This is a genomic window from Zhouia spongiae, assembly GCF_022760175.1.
Classification (GTDB): domain Bacteria; phylum Bacteroidota; class Bacteroidia; order Flavobacteriales; family Flavobacteriaceae; genus Zhouia; species Zhouia spongiae.
Window position 1 is genome coordinate 1253925 of record NZ_CP094326.1, and the last position, 23115, is coordinate 1277039.

15 protein-coding genes are annotated in these 23115 nt (G+C 40.7%); 13 read left to right on the top strand and 2 right to left on the bottom strand.

The window, feature by feature from the left end; translation table 11 throughout:
- Positions 1–66 precede the first annotated feature (66 nt).
- Positions 67–1182 (bottom strand): LVIVD repeat-containing protein, encoded by a 1116-nt coding sequence (locus tag MQE36_RS05435; protein WP_242938159.1) that lies wholly within the window; start codon positions 1180–1182, stop codon positions 67–69.
- Positions 1183–1548: 366 nt separating this feature from the next.
- On the opposite strand from MQE36_RS05435, the gene MQE36_RS05440 reads away from it, so the two are divergent.
- The 13 genes from MQE36_RS05440 (at position 1549) to MQE36_RS05500 (ending at position 21437) form a co-directional block, all read left to right on the top strand.
- Entirely contained in the window at positions 1549–2085 is a 537-nt protein-coding gene (locus MQE36_RS05440; protein WP_242938160.1) for an RNA polymerase sigma factor, read from the top strand.
- 142 nt (positions 2086–2227) lie between these two features.
- Entirely contained in the window at positions 2228–3232 is a 1005-nt protein-coding gene (locus tag MQE36_RS05445) for a FecR family protein (RefSeq protein WP_242938161.1), read from the top strand.
- Between the two features lie 20 nt (positions 3233–3252).
- Positions 3253–6690, top strand: a complete 3438-nt coding sequence (locus MQE36_RS05450) for a SusC/RagA family TonB-linked outer membrane protein (RefSeq protein ID WP_242938162.1) — start codon at positions 3253–3255, stop codon at positions 6688–6690.
- Positions 6691–6710: 20 nt separating this feature from the next.
- Entirely contained in the window at positions 6711–8192 is a 1482-nt protein-coding gene (locus tag MQE36_RS05455) for a SusD/RagB family nutrient-binding outer membrane lipoprotein (RefSeq protein WP_242938163.1), read from the top strand.
- Positions 8193–8276: 84 nt separating this feature from the next.
- Entirely contained in the window at positions 8277–9866 is a 1590-nt protein-coding gene (locus MQE36_RS05460) for a purple acid phosphatase family protein (RefSeq protein ID WP_242938164.1), read from the top strand.
- A gap of 197 nt (positions 9867–10063) precedes the next feature.
- Positions 10064–10393, top strand: a complete 330-nt coding sequence (locus tag MQE36_RS05465; protein WP_242938165.1) for a YegP family protein — start codon at positions 10064–10066, stop codon at positions 10391–10393.
- Positions 10394–10544: 151 nt separating this feature from the next.
- Positions 10545–11384, top strand: a complete 840-nt coding sequence (locus tag MQE36_RS05470; protein ID WP_242938166.1) for a LytR/AlgR family response regulator transcription factor — start codon at positions 10545–10547, stop codon at positions 11382–11384.
- 153 nt (positions 11385–11537) lie between these two features.
- Complete coding sequence (locus MQE36_RS05475; protein WP_242938167.1) at positions 11538–12740, top strand: cytochrome-c peroxidase; 1203 nt, start codon at positions 11538–11540, stop codon at positions 12738–12740.
- A 12-nt stretch (positions 12741–12752) separates the two neighbouring features.
- Positions 12753–14261, top strand: coding sequence for a parallel beta-helix domain-containing protein (locus tag MQE36_RS05480; protein ID WP_242938168.1), 1509 nt, complete (start codon positions 12753–12755; stop codon positions 14259–14261).
- Between the two features lie 121 nt (positions 14262–14382).
- Entirely contained in the window at positions 14383–17463 is a 3081-nt protein-coding gene (locus tag MQE36_RS05485) for a SusC/RagA family TonB-linked outer membrane protein (RefSeq protein WP_242938169.1), read from the top strand.
- 11 nt (positions 17464–17474) lie between these two features.
- Positions 17475–18950, top strand: coding sequence for a SusD/RagB family nutrient-binding outer membrane lipoprotein (locus MQE36_RS05490; protein ID WP_242938170.1), 1476 nt, complete (start codon positions 17475–17477; stop codon positions 18948–18950).
- 11 nt (positions 18951–18961) lie between these two features.
- The gene (locus tag MQE36_RS05495) at positions 18962–19849 is read left to right on the top strand and encodes a PKD domain-containing protein (RefSeq protein WP_242938171.1); all 888 of its coding nucleotides are present in this window, start codon (positions 18962–18964) and stop codon (positions 19847–19849) included.
- A 217-nt stretch (positions 19850–20066) separates the two neighbouring features.
- Positions 20067–21437 (top strand): aldehyde dehydrogenase, encoded by a 1371-nt coding sequence (locus MQE36_RS05500; protein WP_278286622.1) that lies wholly within the window; start codon positions 20067–20069, stop codon positions 21435–21437.
- A 146-nt stretch (positions 21438–21583) separates the two neighbouring features.
- On the opposite strand, the gene amaB is transcribed toward MQE36_RS05500, so the two are convergent.
- On the bottom strand, positions 21584–23113 hold the full coding sequence (gene amaB / locus MQE36_RS05505) for an L-piperidine-6-carboxylate dehydrogenase (protein ID WP_242938173.1): 1530 nt from the start codon (positions 23111–23113) through the stop codon (positions 21584–21586).
- Between the last annotated feature and the right edge of the window lie 2 nt (positions 23114–23115).

Here is a 23115-nt window from a genome sequence, read left to right on the forward strand (position 1 = left end):
AAATCCCCGGTTGTTTTTTGTAGAATCACTAAATAGCAAAGTCGCGGAAAAAAAGAATAAAGTTCTTTAGTGTTCTTCAAAAATCAACAGACCATTTTCTACATCGCTAACACTTATATATCCCGACGCTGAAAAAGGGTAAACCCCAAAAGCGCCTAAACCTGGAGAAGAACCATTGGTGTCGTATTCATAAAGAAGCTCAGGAGCCGATGGAACCGAGAGATCATAGACTCGCAAGCCGGCCTTGTAGAAAGATGTGTAAGCTCGGTTTCCTTTTACATACAGGTTATGAATCGTGTTGTTTCTGTCGTGAATAGAACCTACCATAAAAGCAGCAGCAGGATCTGATATATCAAGTATAATAATATCTTCGCCGGCAGCACCTTCCTCCAGACATACATAGAGGTATTGTTCCGAAGTTGAAGGCCACCCACTATGGACTTTTTGGTTATTGGTAAATTGATATGTTCCTAAATGTACCGGGGCATTTCGGTCGATAACATTATAAATGTCAACTTTAGACAGTTCGATATCAAAGACATAAAGCTTGTTATTGACAACCGCCATATCATGAACAGGAACCGAAGGTTGATCGTTATCAGGTGCGGTCCATATCAATTCCGGATCATCAGGCGTGTTGTTAAGGTCATAGATGCTGACATTCAGACCTTCAGAACCGGGAATAGCGGCATTTGGATGATATCCTGAAACATACAAATATCCTAAACGGTCTATAAAGATATTATGAAAAGCAGGAAATGTTCCGACAAAAACGGGTGTTTCGGGGTCCGAGATATTATATATAGCACTAGGGGGATCTCCTTCGGTAATACCTCCTTGGGCAATATACAGGAAGTCTTTCCATAACTTTACATCTGCTCCTTCTGTTAAAATAGTAGAAACAACATTAGGATTAGAAGGATTACTAATGTTGATGATTGTTGTATTTCCGGCTTCACTTTCGTTATTCTTTCCGGTTATAACAGCATATTCTTCACCATTTTTGGTAAATCCCCAGATATCGTGAATGTTTCCGGGAATGTCTGTTTGAGAAATAAAAGAAAAATCAGGAAGAGGATTGTCAGGGGCGATAGTATCGGAAGGGCTGCTTTTAGAACACGATATAGTGAAAGTAAGCAGACAAACAAAAAAGAACGACTTACATTGTTTATAGGATTTCATGAATACCTCTGTTTATCAATTAACATCTATTGTTGACCTTTGCTTTAATTGTCGACAATTCTTCTATACACGCTAAACATTGAGGTGTTGTATAACGTTGATTATCAGGTGCAAATATACGGTAATATTTTCTGAACAGGAATACAGAGGGCTCAACGCGGCGGTTAATTTATATAATCTGTTTAAATTACGATAAATACATCATTCGTAGGGAAGGCCTACTTAGGCAACCTCACGAAGAGTTATACATACAGTTTACCTTACCTCATTTAATTTTACATTAACATAATGCCTTCATAAAACCAAAATGTTTCGAATAGGATAATTTAGCCACGCTGTTCAACTAACCAAAAAATTTACAACGCAGTGGGTAAAGTGCTGAAACATAATAACAATGTTACTGTAAATTCTGCTTTTGATGCGCTGTATACAAAATACTGGGAACCTCTTTTCTTATATGCCTGCAAAATTTCCGGATCTAAAGAACTTTCTCAAGATATAGTTCAGGAAGTGTTCTTCTCGTTATGGCAGCATCAGCATATTTCGGATATTAAGAATATTGAAGGGTATCTTTTTCAAAGCGTTAAGTATCAGGTTTTTAAATCATATAGAGACAAGAGGTTTGATACGTTACAGTTAAATGAAGATTTTGAAGCTTACCTTATAGACCAGATTGAAGGAGATACAAATGAAGAAGTTTCAAATAGTATCTTGTTGAAACTCCTGGACGGACTACCCGAAAAAAGAAAGGAGATCGTTTATCTCAATAAATTCCAGGGACTATCGGTATCTGAGATTGCCAAAGAGCTGGATATATCTTCGCAAACGGTGAAAAACCAGCTTCACCGGGCCTTAAAACACTTAAAAACATCACTGAAAGAAGTGTATTTTTTCTTCTTCTGAAACACGCAGGGGTTCTGATCAAAAACAAAAACTCTGAAGCCGGCAAAAAGATTTTATTTTTTACACTTCCGTAACGTTTCCTTAATATTTTTTAGTGGTACCATTTTAAGTTTCCGACACTTTATGGTGTAAATACGTTTTAATGGAACAAAGAAAAAAACTTCTCTTAACGGAGTTAATAGAAAAATATAATAACCAGATGCTCTCCGATGAAGAAGAACAGGTTTTGGTACAGTTTCTGGAAACCTATAGAAGGCCACAGGAATGGGATGCAGAATTGGGAGACAAGGAAAAAGTAAAACGAACTATTCAGACCCGTCTATATCAAAGAATAAATAAAACGAAAAAGAATAATTATAGGATATATGCCATAGCAGCGTCGCTGGCATTGCTGGTAGGTTTATTGATCTTCGTAAAAAATTACAATGGAAGAACCGGTGCAACAATGATAATGGCTCATACCGAAAGTCAAATCGATTCTCTGATGCTGGAAGACGGAAGTACCGTTTTTTTAAATAAGCACACAAGTTTTGAATATCCCGCACATTTCAACGGAGCGACCAGGGCCGTCAGGCTTGTAAAGGGCAGTGCTTTTTTTAAGGTAGCGAAAGATAGCAGTAAGCCTTTTATAATTACTTCCGGAGATTTAAAAACAAAGGTGTTGGGAACTTCCTTCAGCATCACAAATATCGATAGCGTTTTAAATGTGACGGTAAGTACCGGAAAGGTAAACGTCAGTACCGAAAAAGAAAATCACGATTTACTCCCGGACGAACAGGTTTACTTTGATAAATCAGATATGCGCTTGTTAAAACGAAGGGTGAACCCGGATGTTTATTCAGGTTGGAGGTATCATGATGTTAATTACGATAATATCTCTTTGGAAGAACTGTCTACCGTTGTCGAGCTACGCTATGGCCTGCCTTTTCATTTTGATCAGCCCCACTTAAAACAGCAGAAAGTAAAAGTATCATTTTTAAAAGGAGATACGCTTGAATCCGTAATCAGAAAACTCAACTTTATAACCAATGTTAAACTTAAAATAAAAGAAAATGTAATCAACGTAACCACCGACGAACCCAAGATCAAAAAAAGTTCAGGCCTGTGGCAGCAGACCCGAACGAAATCAGCATTAAATGAATCGTAAAAACCACATCATCTAACACTATGAAATTTATAAAGCAAAAGAACGCAATACTCCGGTTCTTTGTATTTTTAGTTCTGAACACCTCTGTTTTTGCAGCAGCGAATAACAGTATGGGTGTAGGCTCAAAAGTAAGCATTAATGTGAACAATGCTACCCTTGGGAAAATATTTTCCCTTCTTGAAGAAAAAACAAAATTACACTTTAATTATGGAGAAGAGATTCTGCATGACTCCAGAACATTTTCTGTAGCCTACAGCGGAATTCCTTTAGAATCAGTTTTAGACGATATAGCTTCAAAAGCAGCATTGTCCTATAATATTAACGGTACCACGGTATTGATAAAAAAGAATGCCGGAAGTTCATCTTCCCCACAGCAACAAACTATAAAAGGTACCGTAACAGACATGTCCGGACAGCCAATGCCGGGAGCCAATGTAATGCAAAAAGGAACCACAAATGGGGTGGCGACAGATTTTGACGGTAATTTTAGCATAGATATTACCGGTGCTAAAGCCGTATTAGTCGTTTCTTATATCGGGTATATCACTAAGGAGGTGCCGGCTCCTGCTTCCGGAAATATTACCATACAGCTGTCGGAAGATGCCCAGGGGCTGGATGAAGTTGTAGTAACAGCTCTGGGAATTACCAGGTCAGAAAAGAAGATCGGATACTCAACCCAGGATATTGAGTTAGCTACTATAGAAGAAGTAGTAGCGCCAAATGTCGGGAACCTGTTTACCGGACAGGTGGCAGGGATGCAGGTAACCAACCCTACAGGACTTTTTCAGGCACCGGAATTTTCGCTGCGTGGAAAAAAACCTCTAATCGTAATCGACGGGATTCCTGTTGAAACCGATTTTTTCGATATCTCTTCAAACGATATTTCTAACGTGAATGTTCTTAAAGGAACAACAGCATCGGCGTTATACGGATCGAGAGGTAGAAACGGAGCCATACTCATCACTACCAAAAATGCCAGTAAAGAAGGCCTGGAAGTTTCTTTCTCCCAAAGCACATTGGTAACAGCAGGATTTACGGTATTTCCTGAAACCCAGACCGAATACGGAAACGGATCTAACGGAAAATACGAATTCTGGGATGGAAAAGACGGAGGTATCTCAGACGGTGATATGATCTGGGGGCCAAAATTTGAGCCCGGAGTAATGGTTCCGCAATGGAACAGTCCGATAAAAGATAATGTTACAGGAGAAATAATCCCTTGGTGGGGAGACGTTTCAGATACACAATACGACGATAAGTCAAGATATTCAAGAGTTGCAACCCCCTGGAAATACCATAATAACCTTAAAGACTTTTTAGAATTAGGATATATCGCAACTACAGATTTTGCAATAGCTCATAAAGGAGAGAAGGGGTCGTTTAGAATTTCAGGGAATTACAGCAACCAGAAAGGAAGAGTTCCCAATACCAATTTAAAAAGTGGTGGATTGACCTTTAAATCTACGACGAAACTCACCGATCGCCTTACCCTGGACAGTAAACTGGCCTATAATAAGGTGTATTCTCCTAACTATCCGCGATACGGGTACGGCCCAAAAAACCATATGTACACCATTTTAATCTGGATGGGAGACGATGTAAATGGTAGAGACCAGCGTAAACATCTGTATATCCCGGGACAAGAAGGATACAGACAGGCAAACTGGAATTATGCCTGGTACAATAACCCTTATTTTGCTGCTTATGAATTAAATCAGGAATACGACGCCAACCTGATCAACAGTCAATTGAAATTAAATTACAAGGTGACGGACGAAATAAACCTGCAGGCAAGAGGATCGGCAGTGATTAAAGATATTTTTGAAGATCGCGAAAGTCCGAAGTCTTACCTTAACTATGGAGATCCGCGCGAAGGAGACTATAAAACATGGAATCAGGAAAGGACTACGGTAGATATGGATTTCCTGGCTACCTATAATAAGGAGTTCAGCGATAATTTCGGATTGAACTTTAACCTGGGAACATCGACTTTCTACAGAAAATATCAGCAGGAATACAATGCTACCGACGGATTGATCGTACCTTTTGTTTACAGCCTGAACAATACCCGGGGTAATGTAAAAGGAGAGACCTATCTGGAAGAAAAAAAGATAAACAGTGCCTATGCTACCATGGAATTGAGTATTTATGATGCCTTGTTCCTGAACTTTGCTGCCCGTAACGACTGGTCTTCAACCTTACCAAAAGAGAACAGGTCATACTTTTATCCATCGTTTTCGGCAAGTACCATTGTTTCTAATTATGTAACAATGCCTAAAGGAATTGATTATTTGAAGTTATTTGGTTCATGGGCTGAGGTTTCCAGCGATTTGAACCCTTACCAAATTGCTTCTTTTTATGATAATAACGGAACCTTTGGGTCAACCACAAAGCTTACATACCCAGGAGGTATTATAAATCCGAATATTGAACCGGAAAAGTCAACCTCTTTCGAATTGGGAACTAGTGCTTCTTTTATAGACGGGCGTATAAAACTAGACTTTACCTATTATAACGTAATCGATACAAATCAGATTATCGACCTGCCAACATCGGTAGCCTCCGGTTTTCAAAACAGAAAAGTAAACGGAAATGAGTATACAACCAATGGTTATGAAGTAGTGCTGAAAGCAACACCGGTAAGGAATGATAACTTTAGGTGGGATGTACTGACTAACTGGAGTAAGCGCGAAAAGAAACTGACTGAAATATACGGCGGTCAAGATCGATATGGCGACTTGTATTTAAACGATAGAGCAGATAGCTATTACGCTACTGTTTGGCAAAAATCTCCGGACGGACAAGTAATCTTAAACGATAACGCACTTCCGGTAAGAGATAATTACAAGCAAAACCTTGGAAATAAAGCACCTGACTGGATTCTGGGGCTTCAGAACAGCTTTAAATATAAAAACATGTCCCTCGACGTTGGTATCGACGGATCGTGGGGAGGTCTAATGAGATCCTTATCAGTTGAAAAAATGTGGTGGGGAGGTAAACACCCGAACTCAACCCTGTATCGCGATGCTGAATATGCAGCAGGAGCACCTGTATATGTGCCTGAAGGAGTACAGATCGTAAGCGGAGAATTAGTAAGAGATCCAAACGGAAATGTAATATCTGATAATCGCGTGTTTAAAGATAATACTACAGCAGTAAGCTGGCAGACATGGAGCCAGAACTATCCTTACAGAGCTCAGGTCACTGAAGAAGAAAATAAAACGTTTGCCAATGTGTTTGACAGAACTTTCTTTAAGTTGAGATCTGTTACGTTTAAATACGATTTTACGGAACTTTTAAAACTGAAAGGGATCAAACATATCGATATGAGCCTTAACGGATATAACCTGTTAATCTGGAAGAAAGCAGATATTATAGATCCGGATTACGGAAATGATGATAACCTTCAAGATCCATCATCAAGATACATAGGAATGGGAATCAACATGAAATTCTAAAAAGAGAAAAGTCTAAAGAAATGAAAAAGATTAAAATATTTTTAATGTGTCTGGGAGCTGGTACAGCCATCGGATGTAGTGACCTTTCAGATATCAACGAAAATCCAAATAATGTAAGCGCTACACACCCGCAGTTATTACTTACAGAAGCAGCGTATCGTGCATTCCAGGTAGAAGGTACAGGGCCTATGTACGCATCGCGTATGTTGGTACAAACGGACGGAGAGAATAATTACCAGTACTATAACTGGAATCAGGGAAGCTTTGACGATTATAATCGCCTTAGAGATATTACCAAAATGATGGAAGAGGCCAATCGTATTGAAAGTAATACCTATAAAGCACTGGCTAAATTTCTCAGGTCGTATTACTTCTTTAATTTGACCCTTACATTTGGAGATGTTCCTTATTCAGATGCATTAAAAGGAGAATCAGAACAAGTATATACCCCCGTTTATGATACTCAAAAAGATGTCTTTACAGGAATACTCAAAGAACTAGAAGAGGCCAATAACCTTTTAAGAGATAATAATGAAATCATAGCAGGAGATATTATCTATCATGGAGATCCCGCTAAATGGAGAAAACTTATTAACGTATTCAGGTTAAAAGTTTTATTAACCCTGTCCGGGAAAGTATCAGATACAGAACTAAATGTGAGTAATACCTTCGCAAGTATCTTTAATAATCAACCCAGAATAGAATCTAATGACGACAATGGCCAGTTGGTTTTTATAGATCAGGACGGAAGCCGTTACACAGAATTTAATTCAAGCAGTTACGGATCCGGAATGTATATGGACTCTACTTTCGTAAAAAGCTTACAAGACCGTAAAGACCCGAGATTGTTTATTTTCTGTACAACAACTAAAAATGCGAAAGAGGCAGGCCTGGGAGAAGACGACTTTAATGCCTATGAAGGAGGGAATCCCTTAGCCCCTTATGCAGAGGTAAATGACAAAGCAGCACGAGGAGATGTATCTAAAGTAAACCTTCGTTACAGTACCGATCCCACTACCGAACCACATAACATTTTAAGTTATTCCGAAACAGAATTCATTCTGGCCGAAGCAGCATTAAGAGGGTGGATAGCCTCTGATGCCAAAATGCATTACGAGAACGGAGTAAAAGCATCTTTTGAATTTTATAATGACTATGCAAAAGGATATGCCTCATATGTAGACTCACAAAGTGCTGAAAACTATTTATCAGAACCATTGGTGAGTTTTGATAATGCCACTACCTATGAAGATCAGTTAGCATTAATTATAACCCAGAAGTATCTGACATCTTTCCTTCAGTCGGGTTGGAGAGCCTATTTCGATCAATTACGAACCGGGTATCCTGAGTTCATATATAACAATGGATCAACACCTCCGACAAGATGGATCTATCCGCAGAGCGAATATATACAAAACACCGAGAACGTATCAGAAGCAATTACACGTCAGTTTGGAGGCGGAAATGATAAGATACGGGAAACACCTTGGTGGTTACAATAAAGTTGTTTGTTCAACTTGCTTTAAATTCTGTTAAAGAGCGCCGTTGAGAATTCTCAACGGCCTCTTTTAAAAGCAAAAGTTACCATGAGAAAAATTTTAAGTATTTCCTTTACTATATGTGCCTGTCTTTTTGCCAAAGCACAAAAAATAGAAATCAAACCCTATTTACAAGATGCCACGCCAACCTCTATAACAATCATGTGGCAAACCGATAAAGGAGAAGAAAGTATCGTAGAATGGGGAACCACACCCAAGCTAAAAAATAAAACAAAGGGCGAAGCCTTTGACATTAATTTTACAGAAGCCAGAGTACATAGCGTAACATTAACCGGACTCAAAAAATTTACTGAATACTATTACAGGGTCAAAACCCAGAAGGCAGTATCAGACACATACCAGTTTAAAACACCACCCTTTGCATCAGATAACGAGTCGTTCAATCTTGTAGCAATGAGCGATATGCAGTACGATCATAACAACCCCGATAAATATGGAGAGATCATAAACGAAGGAATCCTGGCATATCTCGAAAAAGAATATAGCGGAAATGTGCCGGAAAACCTGGCTATGGTCTTAATTCCGGGCGACTTGGTTGAGAACGGTACGAAGTATCATCAGTGGAAAGATCATTTTTTCAAGCCTTCCGAAAAGCTGTTTGCCGAAGTGCCTGTTTACCCTGCAATCGGTAACCACGAAGGCAATTCGTTATTCTATTTCAAATACTTCAGCCTGCCTGAAAACGGCAGCCCCGAATATGCTGAACATTGGTGGTACAAAGACTACGGCAATACCCGGATATTAGGGCTCGATTCCAATAAAGGATATCGGGATATCAAACAACAACTGGAGTGGCTGGATAAAGTATTGAAAGAAACAGCCCAAAATAAAGACATAGATTTTGTTTTTGCCCAAATGCACCATCCGCACAAATCCGAATTATGGATTCCGGGAGAAGAAGACTTTTCAGGAAAAGTGGTAGAAAAACTTGAAAAATTCACAGAAGAATCAGGAAAACCAAGTATTCATTTCTTCGGTCATACACACGGATATTCCCGTGGGCAATCAAAAGACCATAAACACCTTTGGATTAATGTAGCAACAGCCGGGGGAGCCATAGATAACTGGGGAGAATTTGAAGGTCGGGATTATGATGAATTTACCGTTACCCAGGATGAATACGGTTTTGTGATGATTGAAGTAGACCCCAATCAAGGAGATCCTAAGTTTACAGTTAAAAGGATCAGCCAGGGCAATCAATATCAGAAAAAAAACAACGAATTAACAGACAGCATTACGGTCTGGAAATACACTAAGGAACCCCATGCCCCACAGGCATTGACTCCGGATAAACAAGAGGTAACCCCTAATGAAATAACCTTAAAGGCATCACAGTTTAAAAGCGACCGGAAAGAAGCTTTCCATGCAGCCTCGAACTGGCAGATTAGCCTGACCCCGGATTTTCAAAAGCCCATAGTAGATAATTGGAAGCAATTTGAAAACTGGTATTACAAGGAGAACAGGCAGGCAAATGACGACCTTACAGACGAAAAGGTCTATAAACTCCTTAAAACAGGAACAACCTATTATTGGCGTGTCAGGTACAGGGATCAAAACTTAAACTGGAGCCCCTGGTCTGAAGTAGCCACATTTACCACAAAAGAACGTTTAGATTAATTTAGTTTGGTTTTGCAAAAACACCTGACCTCATTGTAGTGAAGGTGTTTTAAATTTTAAAAGTCGGGGCTTTCCCGACTTTTTTTGTGACCTTAAAACAGAAGCCGTGTCTAATAAAAACAGAAGAAAGAACAAATAAACCTAAAACGATTTTCAAAATCGTTTTGTGTTAAATGAACTCAAAAAAATCAAATACCATGGCAAAATTTGAAATGTATACCGATAAAAGGGGTGAATTCAGATTTAGATTAAAAGCGGCTAACGGGCAGACTATTTTAGCGAGTGAAGGCTATAAAACAAAAGCCAGTTGCAATAACGGAGTTGAATCGGTGCGTAAAAATTCGCAGGAAGACAAAAGGTTTGAACGGCTTGTGTCTAAAAGCGGACAACCGTATTTTAATTTAAAAGCAGCTAACGGTCAGGTTATCGGAAATAGTGAGATGTACACTACTGAAAGCGCTATGGAAAATGGGATTTCTTCTGTAAAAAAGAATGCTTCTGAAGCAGTATCAGAAGATTTGACATAAGGTTTAGGGGTAAATCTTTATAAGGCAATAATAAGTACCGTCTGGGCTGTTATTGCCTTTTTATTTTAGTTTTTTTAAGGTCGAATACTGACACAAATGTTTTGGTAATAAATTTTTATTTACATTTAAAAAGCATTTGCCGGGCAGATAAATGAATAAACTAAAGAAAATACTGAATAGAGAAGTCCCCTTTTTAAGTTCCGTAAAGAACCGGTTATTATTAATCGGTTTTGTCGCTACCTATGCCATCCTGTTTATAGTATTGTATGAGCCCTTTAATATTAACCAGTGGGGCAGTAACTATTATTGGCAGTTTATTATCGGCGGTACGGTTATTCTTTTTATTACTCAATTCGGATTACGCTGGCTATTCAAAATAAAAAAATTCAGGTATTACGGGTTATTTTTATGGTACGTCCTCGAAGTAATCCTTATTGCCTACGTTTTTTATGTTTTGTTCGGAGATGAATTGTCTGCTTATAAAGAAAAAATAAAAGAATACCTGCTTACATTCAGGTATACCGGATTGGTAATGATTGTCCCTTACGCATCTTTTGTCTGGTATATGGAACACCAATACAGGTTACAGGGGTTAAAAGACAGGCAGGAAGAATTGATATACGCATCCGGTAAGGATTCCGAAGAGAAGTTGCTTACGGTGATGCGTGAAAACGGGCATATGGCATTGGCCGTTAAATATTCTCAATTGGTTTATATTAAGTCCGCCGGAAATTATTTAGAAATATTTTACCTCAAAGGCGATAAGCTCACAAAAGAACTGGTAAGGGGGAGCGTAAAAGATTTTGAATCGAAGATCATCGACAGTCAGCACATCATAAGGGTACACAGATCTTATTTAATAAATATAAACCATCTTTCCTCTACGAAGAAAACCAAAAAAGGCTATGCTCTGATAATGCGTTTTGTTCCCGAAGAAGTGATTCCTGTATCTTCATCCTATAAGCCTGCATTTGAAAATGCATTGAAATAGATAATTCCCATTGGTACCAGCATAGGGTATTTTCATCACAAAACCCATATAATTAGAAGGTACATATTATATCGCTGCTTAATTTTCCCTTAGACGTTTAACCGGATCACTCCTTCTTACAAACAGGATCAGGTTACAGTTATAATATGATAAATGAATAAAAAAGGGATCATTTTAAAAGGTGTGGTGTTTGTATTTTTTACAGCTGCGTTATGGTGGTTATTGGGTTCTTCTGCCCGAATGGAATCATCGTATTATGAAGTACCCCGGCTAAATTGCGATTGCCCGCCTGGTTTTAAGCTTAATGAAAACAACGAATGTATAGCCCAAAATCTATATATGGCCTATACGACCAATAACGATCCCGGGGTGGGAGGTTTAAAAACAGCCCTTCCTGAAATAAGGGATGGATTTTCTCCCCAGCAGATAGATCTGGGACGTTATTTATTCTTTGATCCGGTACTCTCAAAAGACGGAACCATTTCATGTGCCACTTGTCATGATCCTAAAAAAGGGTTTAGTGACGGCCTGGCAGCGAGTATTGGGATGAACGGACATGAGCTTACCCGATCGGCACCGTCATTATGGAATGTAGGTTATTTAAAACTATTATTCTGGGATGGGCGGGCAAAATCACTTGAAGAGCAAATGAAAGGGCCTTTATTCTCCGAAGAGGAAATGGCAAATACCCCGGAAAACCTACTGAAAACTTTAAATGGAATAAAAAACTACCGGATGTTGTTCGCAGAAGCATTTCCGGGCAGGGAAAAAGACAATGAGATCACCCTCGATGAGATATACAAGGCAATAACCGCTTTTGAAGCATCGCTGATCTCATTGAACAGCAAATACGATCGTTATGCACATGGCTACCCCCAGGCCCTGAATGAAAAGGAAATAGAGGGACTTAACGTCTTTCGCTCTTTTGTGGCTCGTTGCGCAGAATGTCATACGCCCCCTCTTTTTACCAATCAGCAAATAGCCGTTATAGGAAGCCCTGAACCAGACGGGAAACCTTTAGATCCCGGAGCAGAAGTTCCATATAACGATACAACCATGCGCGGAGGGTTTAAAGTACCCAGTCTTAGAAATATAGAAAAGACCGCTCCATATATGCATTCAGGAAACTTTGCCACTCTGAGGGAAACGGTACAGTTCTATACAGATGGCAGGGGGCATGCCGTTCCTGAAAATGAAACCTTGAGAGTTCACTGGCATATTTGGGAGCCGGAACTGACAGGCTACGAGTTAGATCGCCTGGTGGATTTCCTTAAGACGCTGACTGACGAATCATTTATCCCGGAAGAGCCTGCCTCACTCCCTTCCGGATTATCTAATACAAACCATAACTCATAATTTAAAGAACCAATGAAAAAAAGATCAGGCTTTCTTAAAGTTATAAGTGCTCTGGCACTTTTATTAATAGGAGTATTTTTTGGAAGCATACTCTTTAAACCCAAAAAGGTAGAAACGGTGCCAATTCCTTCCACCATGAATTACTGGAAAGTAGGCGCTTCAACCGATACGTCTGCAACGGACCGGTCAAAGCAGTTTACAGGAAACATCATAAAGGTAGAAGACGGAGGGTCGATACGGGAAGCTGTTCTGAAAGCACAGCCCGGAGATCTGATCCGGGTATATCCGGGAACCTATTCCGAAACGGTATATATCGATAAAGACAACATCAGCATACAAGGAGTTATCGAAGAAGGAAAATGGCCCGTAATGGACGGAAAAAAAGAACTCAATGATGCCATCCTGTATTCCGGTAACGGTATTACCGTCGAAAACATGAAGATCATCAAGTATAAAGGAAATGGCATTATGGGACAGGCCGGTAATAATTTTATTATCAGGAACAACTGGATTATCGATACCGGAGTCTACGGAATCTTTCCGCAGTATGGTAAGAACGGAATCGTATCACATAATATCCTGACGGAAATAGAAGATGCGGCCATATATGTCGGAATGTGTGATAATGTAGATGTAAAACATAATGAGGTTTTCGGAAATGTAGCGGGAATAGAAATTGAAAACTCACGTCATTGTCTTGTAGAAAGTAATTATGCACACAACAATACAGGAGGGATCCTCGCTTTTCTTACCCCGGGTCTGCCGATTAAAACGGTATTCGACGTTATTATCCGAAACAATTTTGTTATAGGAAATAATCATGAAAACTTTGGAGCTCCGGGTTCTATAGTAGCAGGAATACCTCCTGGTACAGGAGTCTTGATCATGGCTGCCGATGATGTTATTGTAGAGAATAATATAATTGCCAATAATGATAATGCCGGGATAACGATTGTTGATTTGCCTACGGGAGCCCCGACGGCAAACGATCCTAATTCAGAACCGAATCCGGACAGGGTTGTACTGTTGGATAATTTCATGTTTGAGAACGGGAATAACCCGGTAGGAGAGATCAAGGCATTAATGCTGTCGCAGTTAAGATCAAAAGGACCTGACATTCTTGCCATGGGCGGAGGAACAGGAAGTACCATCAGAGACAAGAACAGGTATCGTACGTTTGGGATAGATCATTATGGTCCGGCCGAAATAACGGATACCAAGCATATTACAACCTTTACTTTCGACACTCCGGTAGCTCCACGCTCCGTATCGAAGCAGGAGCTGGGAGAGCTTACTTACTATGGAGTATGTGCCGGTTGCCATGCATTTGATACCAGATTGATAGGCGTGCCAACGAATATTATTCAGGCAGTTTATGAAGGAAATCCACAAGGAATAGTAGACTATATCAACAAACCGTGGAACCTGCGGGAAGACTATCCTGATATGCCTTCTCAGGCCTATCTGCCCGATGATGCTAAAATGGCGGTAGCGGAATATATCCTTTCCATGAAGAGATAGGATATCGGTCTTCCAGTGTACATAGTGGAGTAAATAACTCCGGCACAAGCCCGGGAGGTATTTGTATAACGGAACATTTACATCTCGATTATCGAGTAAAACATAACCAAACCAAAACTTTATGAATAAACTATTAATGACTATAGTTCTATTGGGTTTTGCCATAACTGTCTCTGCACAAAAGTCAGTTAGCGGTAAGGTATTAGAACAAGGAACCAACGTTCCTGTACTGGGAGTAACGATTCTGGTAAAAGGAACGAACAACGGGACTTCAACCGACTTTGACGGTAAGTTTATGCTACAGAATGCAGGTGTTAATCCCGTTCTGGTATTATCTCATATTGGGTATAAAACCAGAGAGGTTGTTGTCGGTAACCGGAATAATATCACCATTTTACTGGAGGTCAATGCGGAAGAAATGGATGAAGTGGTGGTAACAGCCCTTAATATTGAACGGGATAAGGAATCACTGGGGTATTCGGTATCGCAAATTTCATCCGGAGAAGTAAATGTAGCCAGGGAGAATAATGTAATGAATTCCCTTTCGGGAAAAGTCTCGGGATTGCAAATTACACAGGCTAATACAGGTGTAAACAGTTCAAGCAGGGTATTGCTTCGTGGTATTACCACCATATCAGGGTCAAATCGTCCGTTGGTGGTTATAGATGGTATTCCTGTTAATAACGGATCCGGGGGGGCATCCTCCTGGGGAGGTGTTGACAGGGGAGATGCATTATCCGATATCAATCCGGACGATGTGGAATCGATCAGTGTTCTTAAAGGGGCGGGTGCCGCAGCTGCTTATGGATCATTGGGGATGAATGGTGTAATCCTGATTACGACTAAATCGGGAAAAAAACGAAAAGGGATCGGTGTTTCATTGAATTCCTCATTCACTTTGACGGAAGCCTATTTAACTCCTGATCTCCAAAATGAATATGGAACCGGTGCATTTGGAGGTTTTGCCCCGATAGCCGGCAACGGCAGACCTGTATTAGATTATCCCTATTCCTGGAGCTGGGGACCGAGATTGGAAGGACAGGAATATACGAACTGGCTTGGAGGGCAGGACAAATACATTTCACACGGGAATCCGTATGAGCAGTTTTACGGAACAGGCTATTCTTTGTCTAATTCGATAGCCTTCGAAGGCAGTTCGGAAAAAGGATCTTTCAGAATGTCAATAACCGATGAAGACGGGCAGGGGATCATAAGTAATAATACACTGGCAAAGCAAACGATCAGTATAAGAGGTAAATCGAATCTTACCGATGATTTTAGTATTGAGGGAAAAATGACCTACCTGACTTCTAAAACTGAAAATAGTCCCGAATTGGCTGAAGGAGCCGGAAACACAGCTTTACAATTATCTTTAATGCCCAGGGATATCCGTGTATCAGATGTGGCTGACAATACCGTTGACGGAAGCGGAAATGAAATAAAATGGAACCTGGATAATACCTTTAACAACCCTTATTGGGCCTTGGAAAATACAGGGAACCTGGATAAAAGAGACAGGTTTCAGGGATTTTTATCTGCCAAATGGGATCTGAATGAAAGCCTGTATGTTACCGCCAGATCAGGGATGGATTATATCGTTTCCGATTATACAAGTTTTGGGGCAAGAGGATCGCAGGCGGTTGAGAATGGCCTGGGGAAATATTCGCACGACAAGGGAAAAGAACGCATCTGGAATTCTGATATTTTGGCTACGTATAATACCAGTATCAGGGACTTTAAAATTTCGGCCAGTTTGGGAGCTACATACAGAGACGAAAATAGCAGTTATGTTTATGTATGGGGGAATGATAGTAAGGTTGACAACTTCTATCAAATAAATAACTACAAGAACACCTATAATGATGAACATATCAGCAGGAAAGGAGTGTATTCATTTTATGGTTTAGCCCAGTTTAGTTACGGAGGGTTTTTATATGTTGATGCAACACTCCGGAACGATAATTCATCGACCCTTCCCAAAGATAACGACTCGTACTGGTATCATTCGGAGAATGTGAGCCTGTTGTTTACCAAAATGCTTGGGATGGGTACTGATGTACTGAGTTATGGTAAAATAAGGGGGTCTTATGCCCAGGTGGGGAATGATACCAGTCCGTACAGAACACAGGCGGTGTATGACATCGATCAGACTCTGACCTTGCCTTATACAGTAGCATCTGTTCCGGGAAGCCTGCCGTCATTTAACCTGAAGCCGGAAACATCCGTTTCATGGGAAGTAGGAACAGAATTGGGCTTTTTTAACAACCGTATCCAGATCGATTTTACATATTATAATACCGAAACGACAGATCAGATCATGGCAGTACCGATATCAGGAGCAACATCCTACAACTCCAAAGTAGTAAATGCTGGAAAGATATCAAACAAGGGGGTCGAACTACAGTTCAATACGATACCTGTCGATACCGATGATTTTACATGGGATCTAGGCTTTAATTTCACGAAGAGTGAATCCAGGGTTGAATCCTTAAATGAAGGGCTTGAGAGCATTACACTAAATACGCTATGGTCGGTTTCCGTAGAAGCAAGGCCCGGAGAAGAATTCGGCAGTATATACGGATACGATTTCAAACGTGACAATTTCGGACGTAAATTAATTACTGATGACGGAATGGCACAACGTGGAGAACGTGTTAAACTGGGAAGTATTAATCCTGATTGGTACGGAGGGATTACCAGTAAATGGCGATATAAAAACTTTTCTTTAAGTGCCCTTGTGAGTATACAGGAAGGGGGCGAATTCTACTCTTACGGAAGGGCTTACAGAACATTCTTCGGAACGGATGCCAAAAGCCTGGAAGGGAGAGAAACAGGTTTTATTGAAGAAGGAATCAACGAACATACCGGCTTTGAAAATGAAACACCGGTAGATCCGATGTTAAGACAATATAACAATATTTTCACCAGTGAGATTTCAAAAGAGCAAATTCTCGATGCCAGTAATATCAAACTCAGGGAAGTAACACTAACCTATAACTTCCCACAGAAGATGCTTAAGAATACCTGCATCCAAAATGCAAGTTTATCGGCTATCGGCAGGAATTTGTTGTTTTTCTATAACGCGGCAGAAGATATAGACCCGGAAGCAACATATAGTAGCGGACCGGCATCAACGGCCTTTGAACATTCGTCGTTGCCATCTGTCAGATCTTATGGAGTAAACCTAAAAATTGATTTTTAATGCTGATCATCATGAAAAACAAGTATAGAATTATCAACAGTATAATAACAGCTCTCATACTGGGGTTTATGGCAATATCATGTGATAATCACCTGGACGACCTTAGGGAAAACCCGAATGCAGTTACTGCCATCGATGATGCGGCACTATTTACAAAAGCAGTAAGGAGTTTGTTTTTAGGAACCACAGACCAATCCGTATATCGTTTTTCCGGACATTACGGGCATTATTTTGTGGCCGGGAGTACGGCCCGTATCCCAGATCAGTATGGAGACGGTTTCGATGCGCAATACAATGAAATGTTTACGGGTATGTATGGAGGAGTTATCCGGCATATCGAAGAGGTACTTGAAATTACAGGATCCGGAGATACAGCAAATAAAGTACGTTATGCCATGGCCGATATAATAGCAGTACTGGGGTATGCCAAAATAACGGATGCCTTTGGTGAAATTCCATATGTAGAAGGAGGGAAAGGGAAAACGCAGGATATTATGCAACCAAAGTATGATACACAGGAGTTTATTTACAAAGACCTGGTTGCCCGTTTAACCGAAAGTATAGAAATCCTTACATCCGCCAATCCGGCGTTGGGATATCCCGGCAGCGATCCGGTCTTTGATAATGATCTTGACAAATGGGTTCGTTTTGCGAACAGTATACGTCTCCGGCTGGGCATGCGATTGCGATATGCAGATAATACTTATTCAAGGACGGTGGTTTCTCAATGCTTGAACGATCCTTTTATGGAAACCAATCTCCATAATGCAACTATGATCCAGACAGAAGGCAATGGTAACCCCTGGTATAATTACCGCACAGGATTCCCCTCTATAAAAATGTCTGCGAAGTTGACAGATCAGTTACAACAGACCGGCGATCCCCGTCTATCGGTGTTTGTCAGTATTGATGGAAACGGAAACTATACAGGAATGACCAATGGGCTGAACGATGCTGCTTTCGGAAACTCTGATTTTGCAGCTAGATCGGATATGGGAACAGCATTGTCCTCGCGAGATAGTGAATTGTATGTAATGAACGCTGCAGAAGTATGGTTCTTGAGAGCTGAGGCTGCTTTGGTATATGACCAGGAGCCGGCAGAAGCCAATGACTATTACAGGAAAGGAATTGAAACAGCTCTAGGACAATGGAATATAGCTTCGGATGTTATAGCCGATTTTATGGCTTCGCCAACGGCAAGCCTTACAGGATCCGGAGATGAAGAACAAATCGGCACACAGTTATGGCTGGCATTCATACCAAATTATTTTGAAGGATGGTCCCATATACGACGAACGGGATATCCTGAGATTGCTCAGCGGACAGAGCCCGATCTGGCCAAAGGAGTTACCAACGGGATACTGCCTAAGAGATTCTTGTATTCTTCGTTCGAACTAAGTTCGAATTCCGATCACGTAACCGAAGCCATATCGAGGCAGGGGGATAATAAAATAGATACAGCCGTTTGGTGGGATCAAAATGATTAATCTTTTAACATATGAAAACATTAAAAATATACGGGTTAGTAATATTATCGGTTTTATTAACCAATTGCAGTAGCGACGATACAGAAGTCCCCTTGGCTGATTTTCAGTTTTTAGTGGAAGGAACCTTGGTAACATTCAACGGAACGATAGCAAATGCTGAAAGTATATCCTGGGATTTCGGCGACGGGCAATCGAGCTCGGAAGAAGACCCGGTTCATGCTTATCAGGCCGCCGGAACTTATACGGTAATAATGAAAGTGTCAGGACCCGGGGGGGCTTTTACAGAAACCAAGGAGGTAACGATATTGCCCTCTTTGGAAATATTACTTACCGGAGGACAGGCCAAACCGGAAGGAAAATCATGGAAACTCAAAAAAGCATATACTTCCGGTAAAGAAGGAGCCGGATTGGTAGAGGATGCCCTGGGGTTATTGCTCCCTTCAGAAGAAAACCTTTTAGAACTGGTAGGTTTGGGGGCTTCTTATGAAGATACGTTCACCTTTGTCTATGACGGAACATACAAAGTAAACAATAAAGATGGTCAAAGTTTAATGGGACTCGTATATGCCAGCATAGAGCATCAGGCTAATATTACGGCAATATCGTATGATGTAAATAATGTGCCACTGGCTCATGTGTTATACACCCCGAAGCAAGATGCCACCTGGGAGCTGGTCGAAGGAAATTTTACAGTTAATGCTGCTGCCGGTCCGGTAGAATTTAACAATAAGAAACAATTGGTACTGGATGAATATTTCGGGTTTAAAGACAAGAAAGTACTGGTGATTTTAAAAGAGATCAATGAAACGACTATGAATGTTGCTCTCGGTATACATACGGTACCTGAAGCCTATGAGTATCCGACCTTATTATTTCATTTATCTTTTGAAGCCTTATAAACAGATATGTAACGTGAGTCCGGTTTGTTTTCGGCTGATAATCAGTTTTTTGTTTTAAGGATGGCCCTTTGGCTGCCACTCAGGATAAACAAAAGTCGGAACCTTATTTTAAAAGCACCGGTATGACAGGGTATTATATTAATGATCATTTGTGTTGTATTGAACTTACGTTATGTAAATATATTTTAACTTAGAGCAGCTATAAAGTACAGAAGATATGGATGATGGTTTGTTAAAGAGACAAGAGGTGTTTTTTTCCTCCCGGAAAACGATGAGTGTAACTTACAGGAAGCAAATGTTGGAGGCTCTTCGTCGGCAGGTGTCGAAGTATGAAGAAGTTATATGTGAAGCCGTTTATGCCGATTTTAAAAAGCCCCGGTTTGAGACGATGGCTACTGAAACCCAACTGGTATTGGCAGAAATAGATCATGCGATTAAAAATGTAAGACAGTGGTCAAGGCCGGAACAGGTGCGTTCTAACTGGTTGAACTTTCCCTCTTCTGACCGGATTTATAAAGAGCCCTATGGAAAGGTTTTAATTATTGCTCCCTGGAACTATCCGTTCCAGCTGGCTATCGCCCCTTTAATAGGCGCAATAGCTGCGGGAAATACAGTTGTAATCAAGCCCTCTGAGCTTACACCGAATACTTCTGCTGTCATTGCTAAAATGATTATGGAAGTTTATCCTGAAGATTATATAGCTGTTGTTGAAGGAGGCGTCGAAGTGTCTCAAAAGTTGTTAAGCTTTCAGTGGGATTATATCTTTTTTACGGGAAGTACGCAGGTCGGTAAGATCGTTTATGAAAGCGCTGCAAAACATCTGACACCTGTTACCCTGGAATTAGGAGGTAAAAACCCGTGTATTGTTGATGAGACGGCCAAAATAGATTTGGCTGCAAAACGAATCGTATGGGGAAAATTTATCAATGCGGGGCAAACCTGTATTGCTCCGGACTATATCCTTGTACATAGCTCTGTAAAACAGCAATTAATCGATTCGCTAAAAAAACATATCGAAAAAAGTTACGGATCGCAGATAGAAGCATCACCCGATTTTGCACGTATAGTGAATGAACGTCATCATCAGCGATTACTGAGCCTGTTGGAAGGGCAAGAGGTTATTTACGGCGGGGCTAACAATAAAGAGGATAATTATTTGTCGCCTACGCTTGTGCTTGAACCTGATGTGGAAAGCAACTTGATGAAGGAGGAGATATTCGGGCCTATTTTACCTGTTATAGCTTATGATACCGAAGAAGAGATCCAAAGTTATATAACCAGGTACAATAAACCGTTAGCAACATACCTGTTCTCGACCAGAAAGCGCTATCAGCAGAAATTGATAAACACGTTTAGTTTTGGGGGAGGCGCTATAAACGATACGGTGATACATATAGCCAATAAAGACCTGCCGTTTGGCGGTGTGGGGAGTAGTGGGATCGGGGCTTATCACGGAAAACTGTCATTCGATCTTTTTTCACATCATAAATCGGTGCTGAAAAAGGCCAACTGGATAGACATTCCACTGCGATACCCGCCTTACACACTTCCGAAAAAACTAGCTAAAAAGATTAAGTGGATGTTCTAAGCAGGAATAATCTTTTGTAATATAAACAAGGTCTGATAATTGTTTTTCGATGACAGTTCAGGTACATAGTCTGGCTATCGAGAACTCATAGCAGTTATAGGCAGAAGAATACCCCCGAAGCTTCGGGGGTATTCTTCAGGTAAGAATTATAAATTAAACTTTATGCCTTGGGCTAGCGGTAATTCAGTACCGTAGTTCACCGTACAGGTCTGTCTTCTCATATAAGCTTTCCAGGCATCAGAACCACTTTCTCTGCCACCACCGGTTTCTTTTTCACCTCCAAAGGCTCCTCCGATTTCTGCTCCGGAAGTCCCGATATTTACATTGGCAATACCACAGTCTGATCCTTTTGCGGATAAGAAAGTTTCGGCTTCTCTGATATTTAATGTGAAAATAGCCGATGACAGCCCTTGAGGAACTTCATTTTGTATACTGATTGCTTCCTCAAGCGTTCGATACTTCATTAAATAGAGAATCGGTGCAAAGGTCTCGTGCTTTACAATTTCCATATCTCTTGAGGCTTCAATAATGGCAGGCTCTACATAGCATCCGGATCGATACATGTCCCCTTCCAGTACATTCCCACCTGTGCATATTTTTCCCCCCTGTTCCCGGGCAATCTGTATAGTGTTTTGATAGTTTCTAACAGCATCGGTATCAATAAGCGGACCTACGTGATTATTTTCATCAAGAGGATTCCCGATGCGGATTTGCCGGTAAGCATCAACCAGTTTATCTCTTAAGGTATTGTATTGGCTTTCATGAATAAGAAGTCGCCTTGTACTGGTACAGCGTTGACCGGCGGTGCCGACTGCTCCGAAAACAATGGCAGGAATAGCCTGAGTAAGATCGGCATGTTCTGTTATTACGATGGCATTGTTTCCCCCCAATTCCAGGATAGTTTTTCCTAATCGTCCGGCTACGGTTTCCGCTACATTTTTTCCCATTCGGGTAGATCCTGTTGCAGAAACTAAACTGATATTGGTATCGGAGGCCATTAATTTACCAATAGAACGATCACCTATAATTACACTGGAAACCCCTTCGGGTAAATCATTACGTTCTAGAACTCTCTTAAAAATTTCCTGACAAGCAATTGCCGAGAAAGGAGTTTTTTCAGAAGGTTTCCAGATGCAGACATTTCCACAGATCCAGGCAAGTGCTGTATTCCAGCTCCAAACAGCTACGGGAAAATTAAAGGCAGATATAATACCAACGATACCCAGCGGATGCCATTGCTCGAACATTCTGTGGTTAGGGCGTTCTGAATGTATTTGCAAGCCGTAGAGTTGGCGCGAGAGCCCTACGGCAAAATCGCAGATATCAATCATTTCCTGAACCTCTCCATAGCCCTCCTGTAAACTTTTTCCCATTTCATAACTTACCAGTTTACCCAGGTTTTCTTTTTCTTTTCGAAGCTCTTCTCCGTACTGGCGTACAATTTCACCACGTTGAGGTGCTGTTAGCGATCGCCATACAGGGAAAGCCTCTTTGGCCTTGGTAACGACAGTTTGATAATCTGATGCTTCAGCAAGGTTAACAGTACCGATAAGGCTCCCGTCCGTTGGAGAAGAAATCTGAATGGTTTTCCCGTTGCTGATTTGCTCTGTAACACCGGTACTGAAACTGTAATATGGTTGATGTATATTTAAATTTGTTAATATGTTGTTGTTCATTT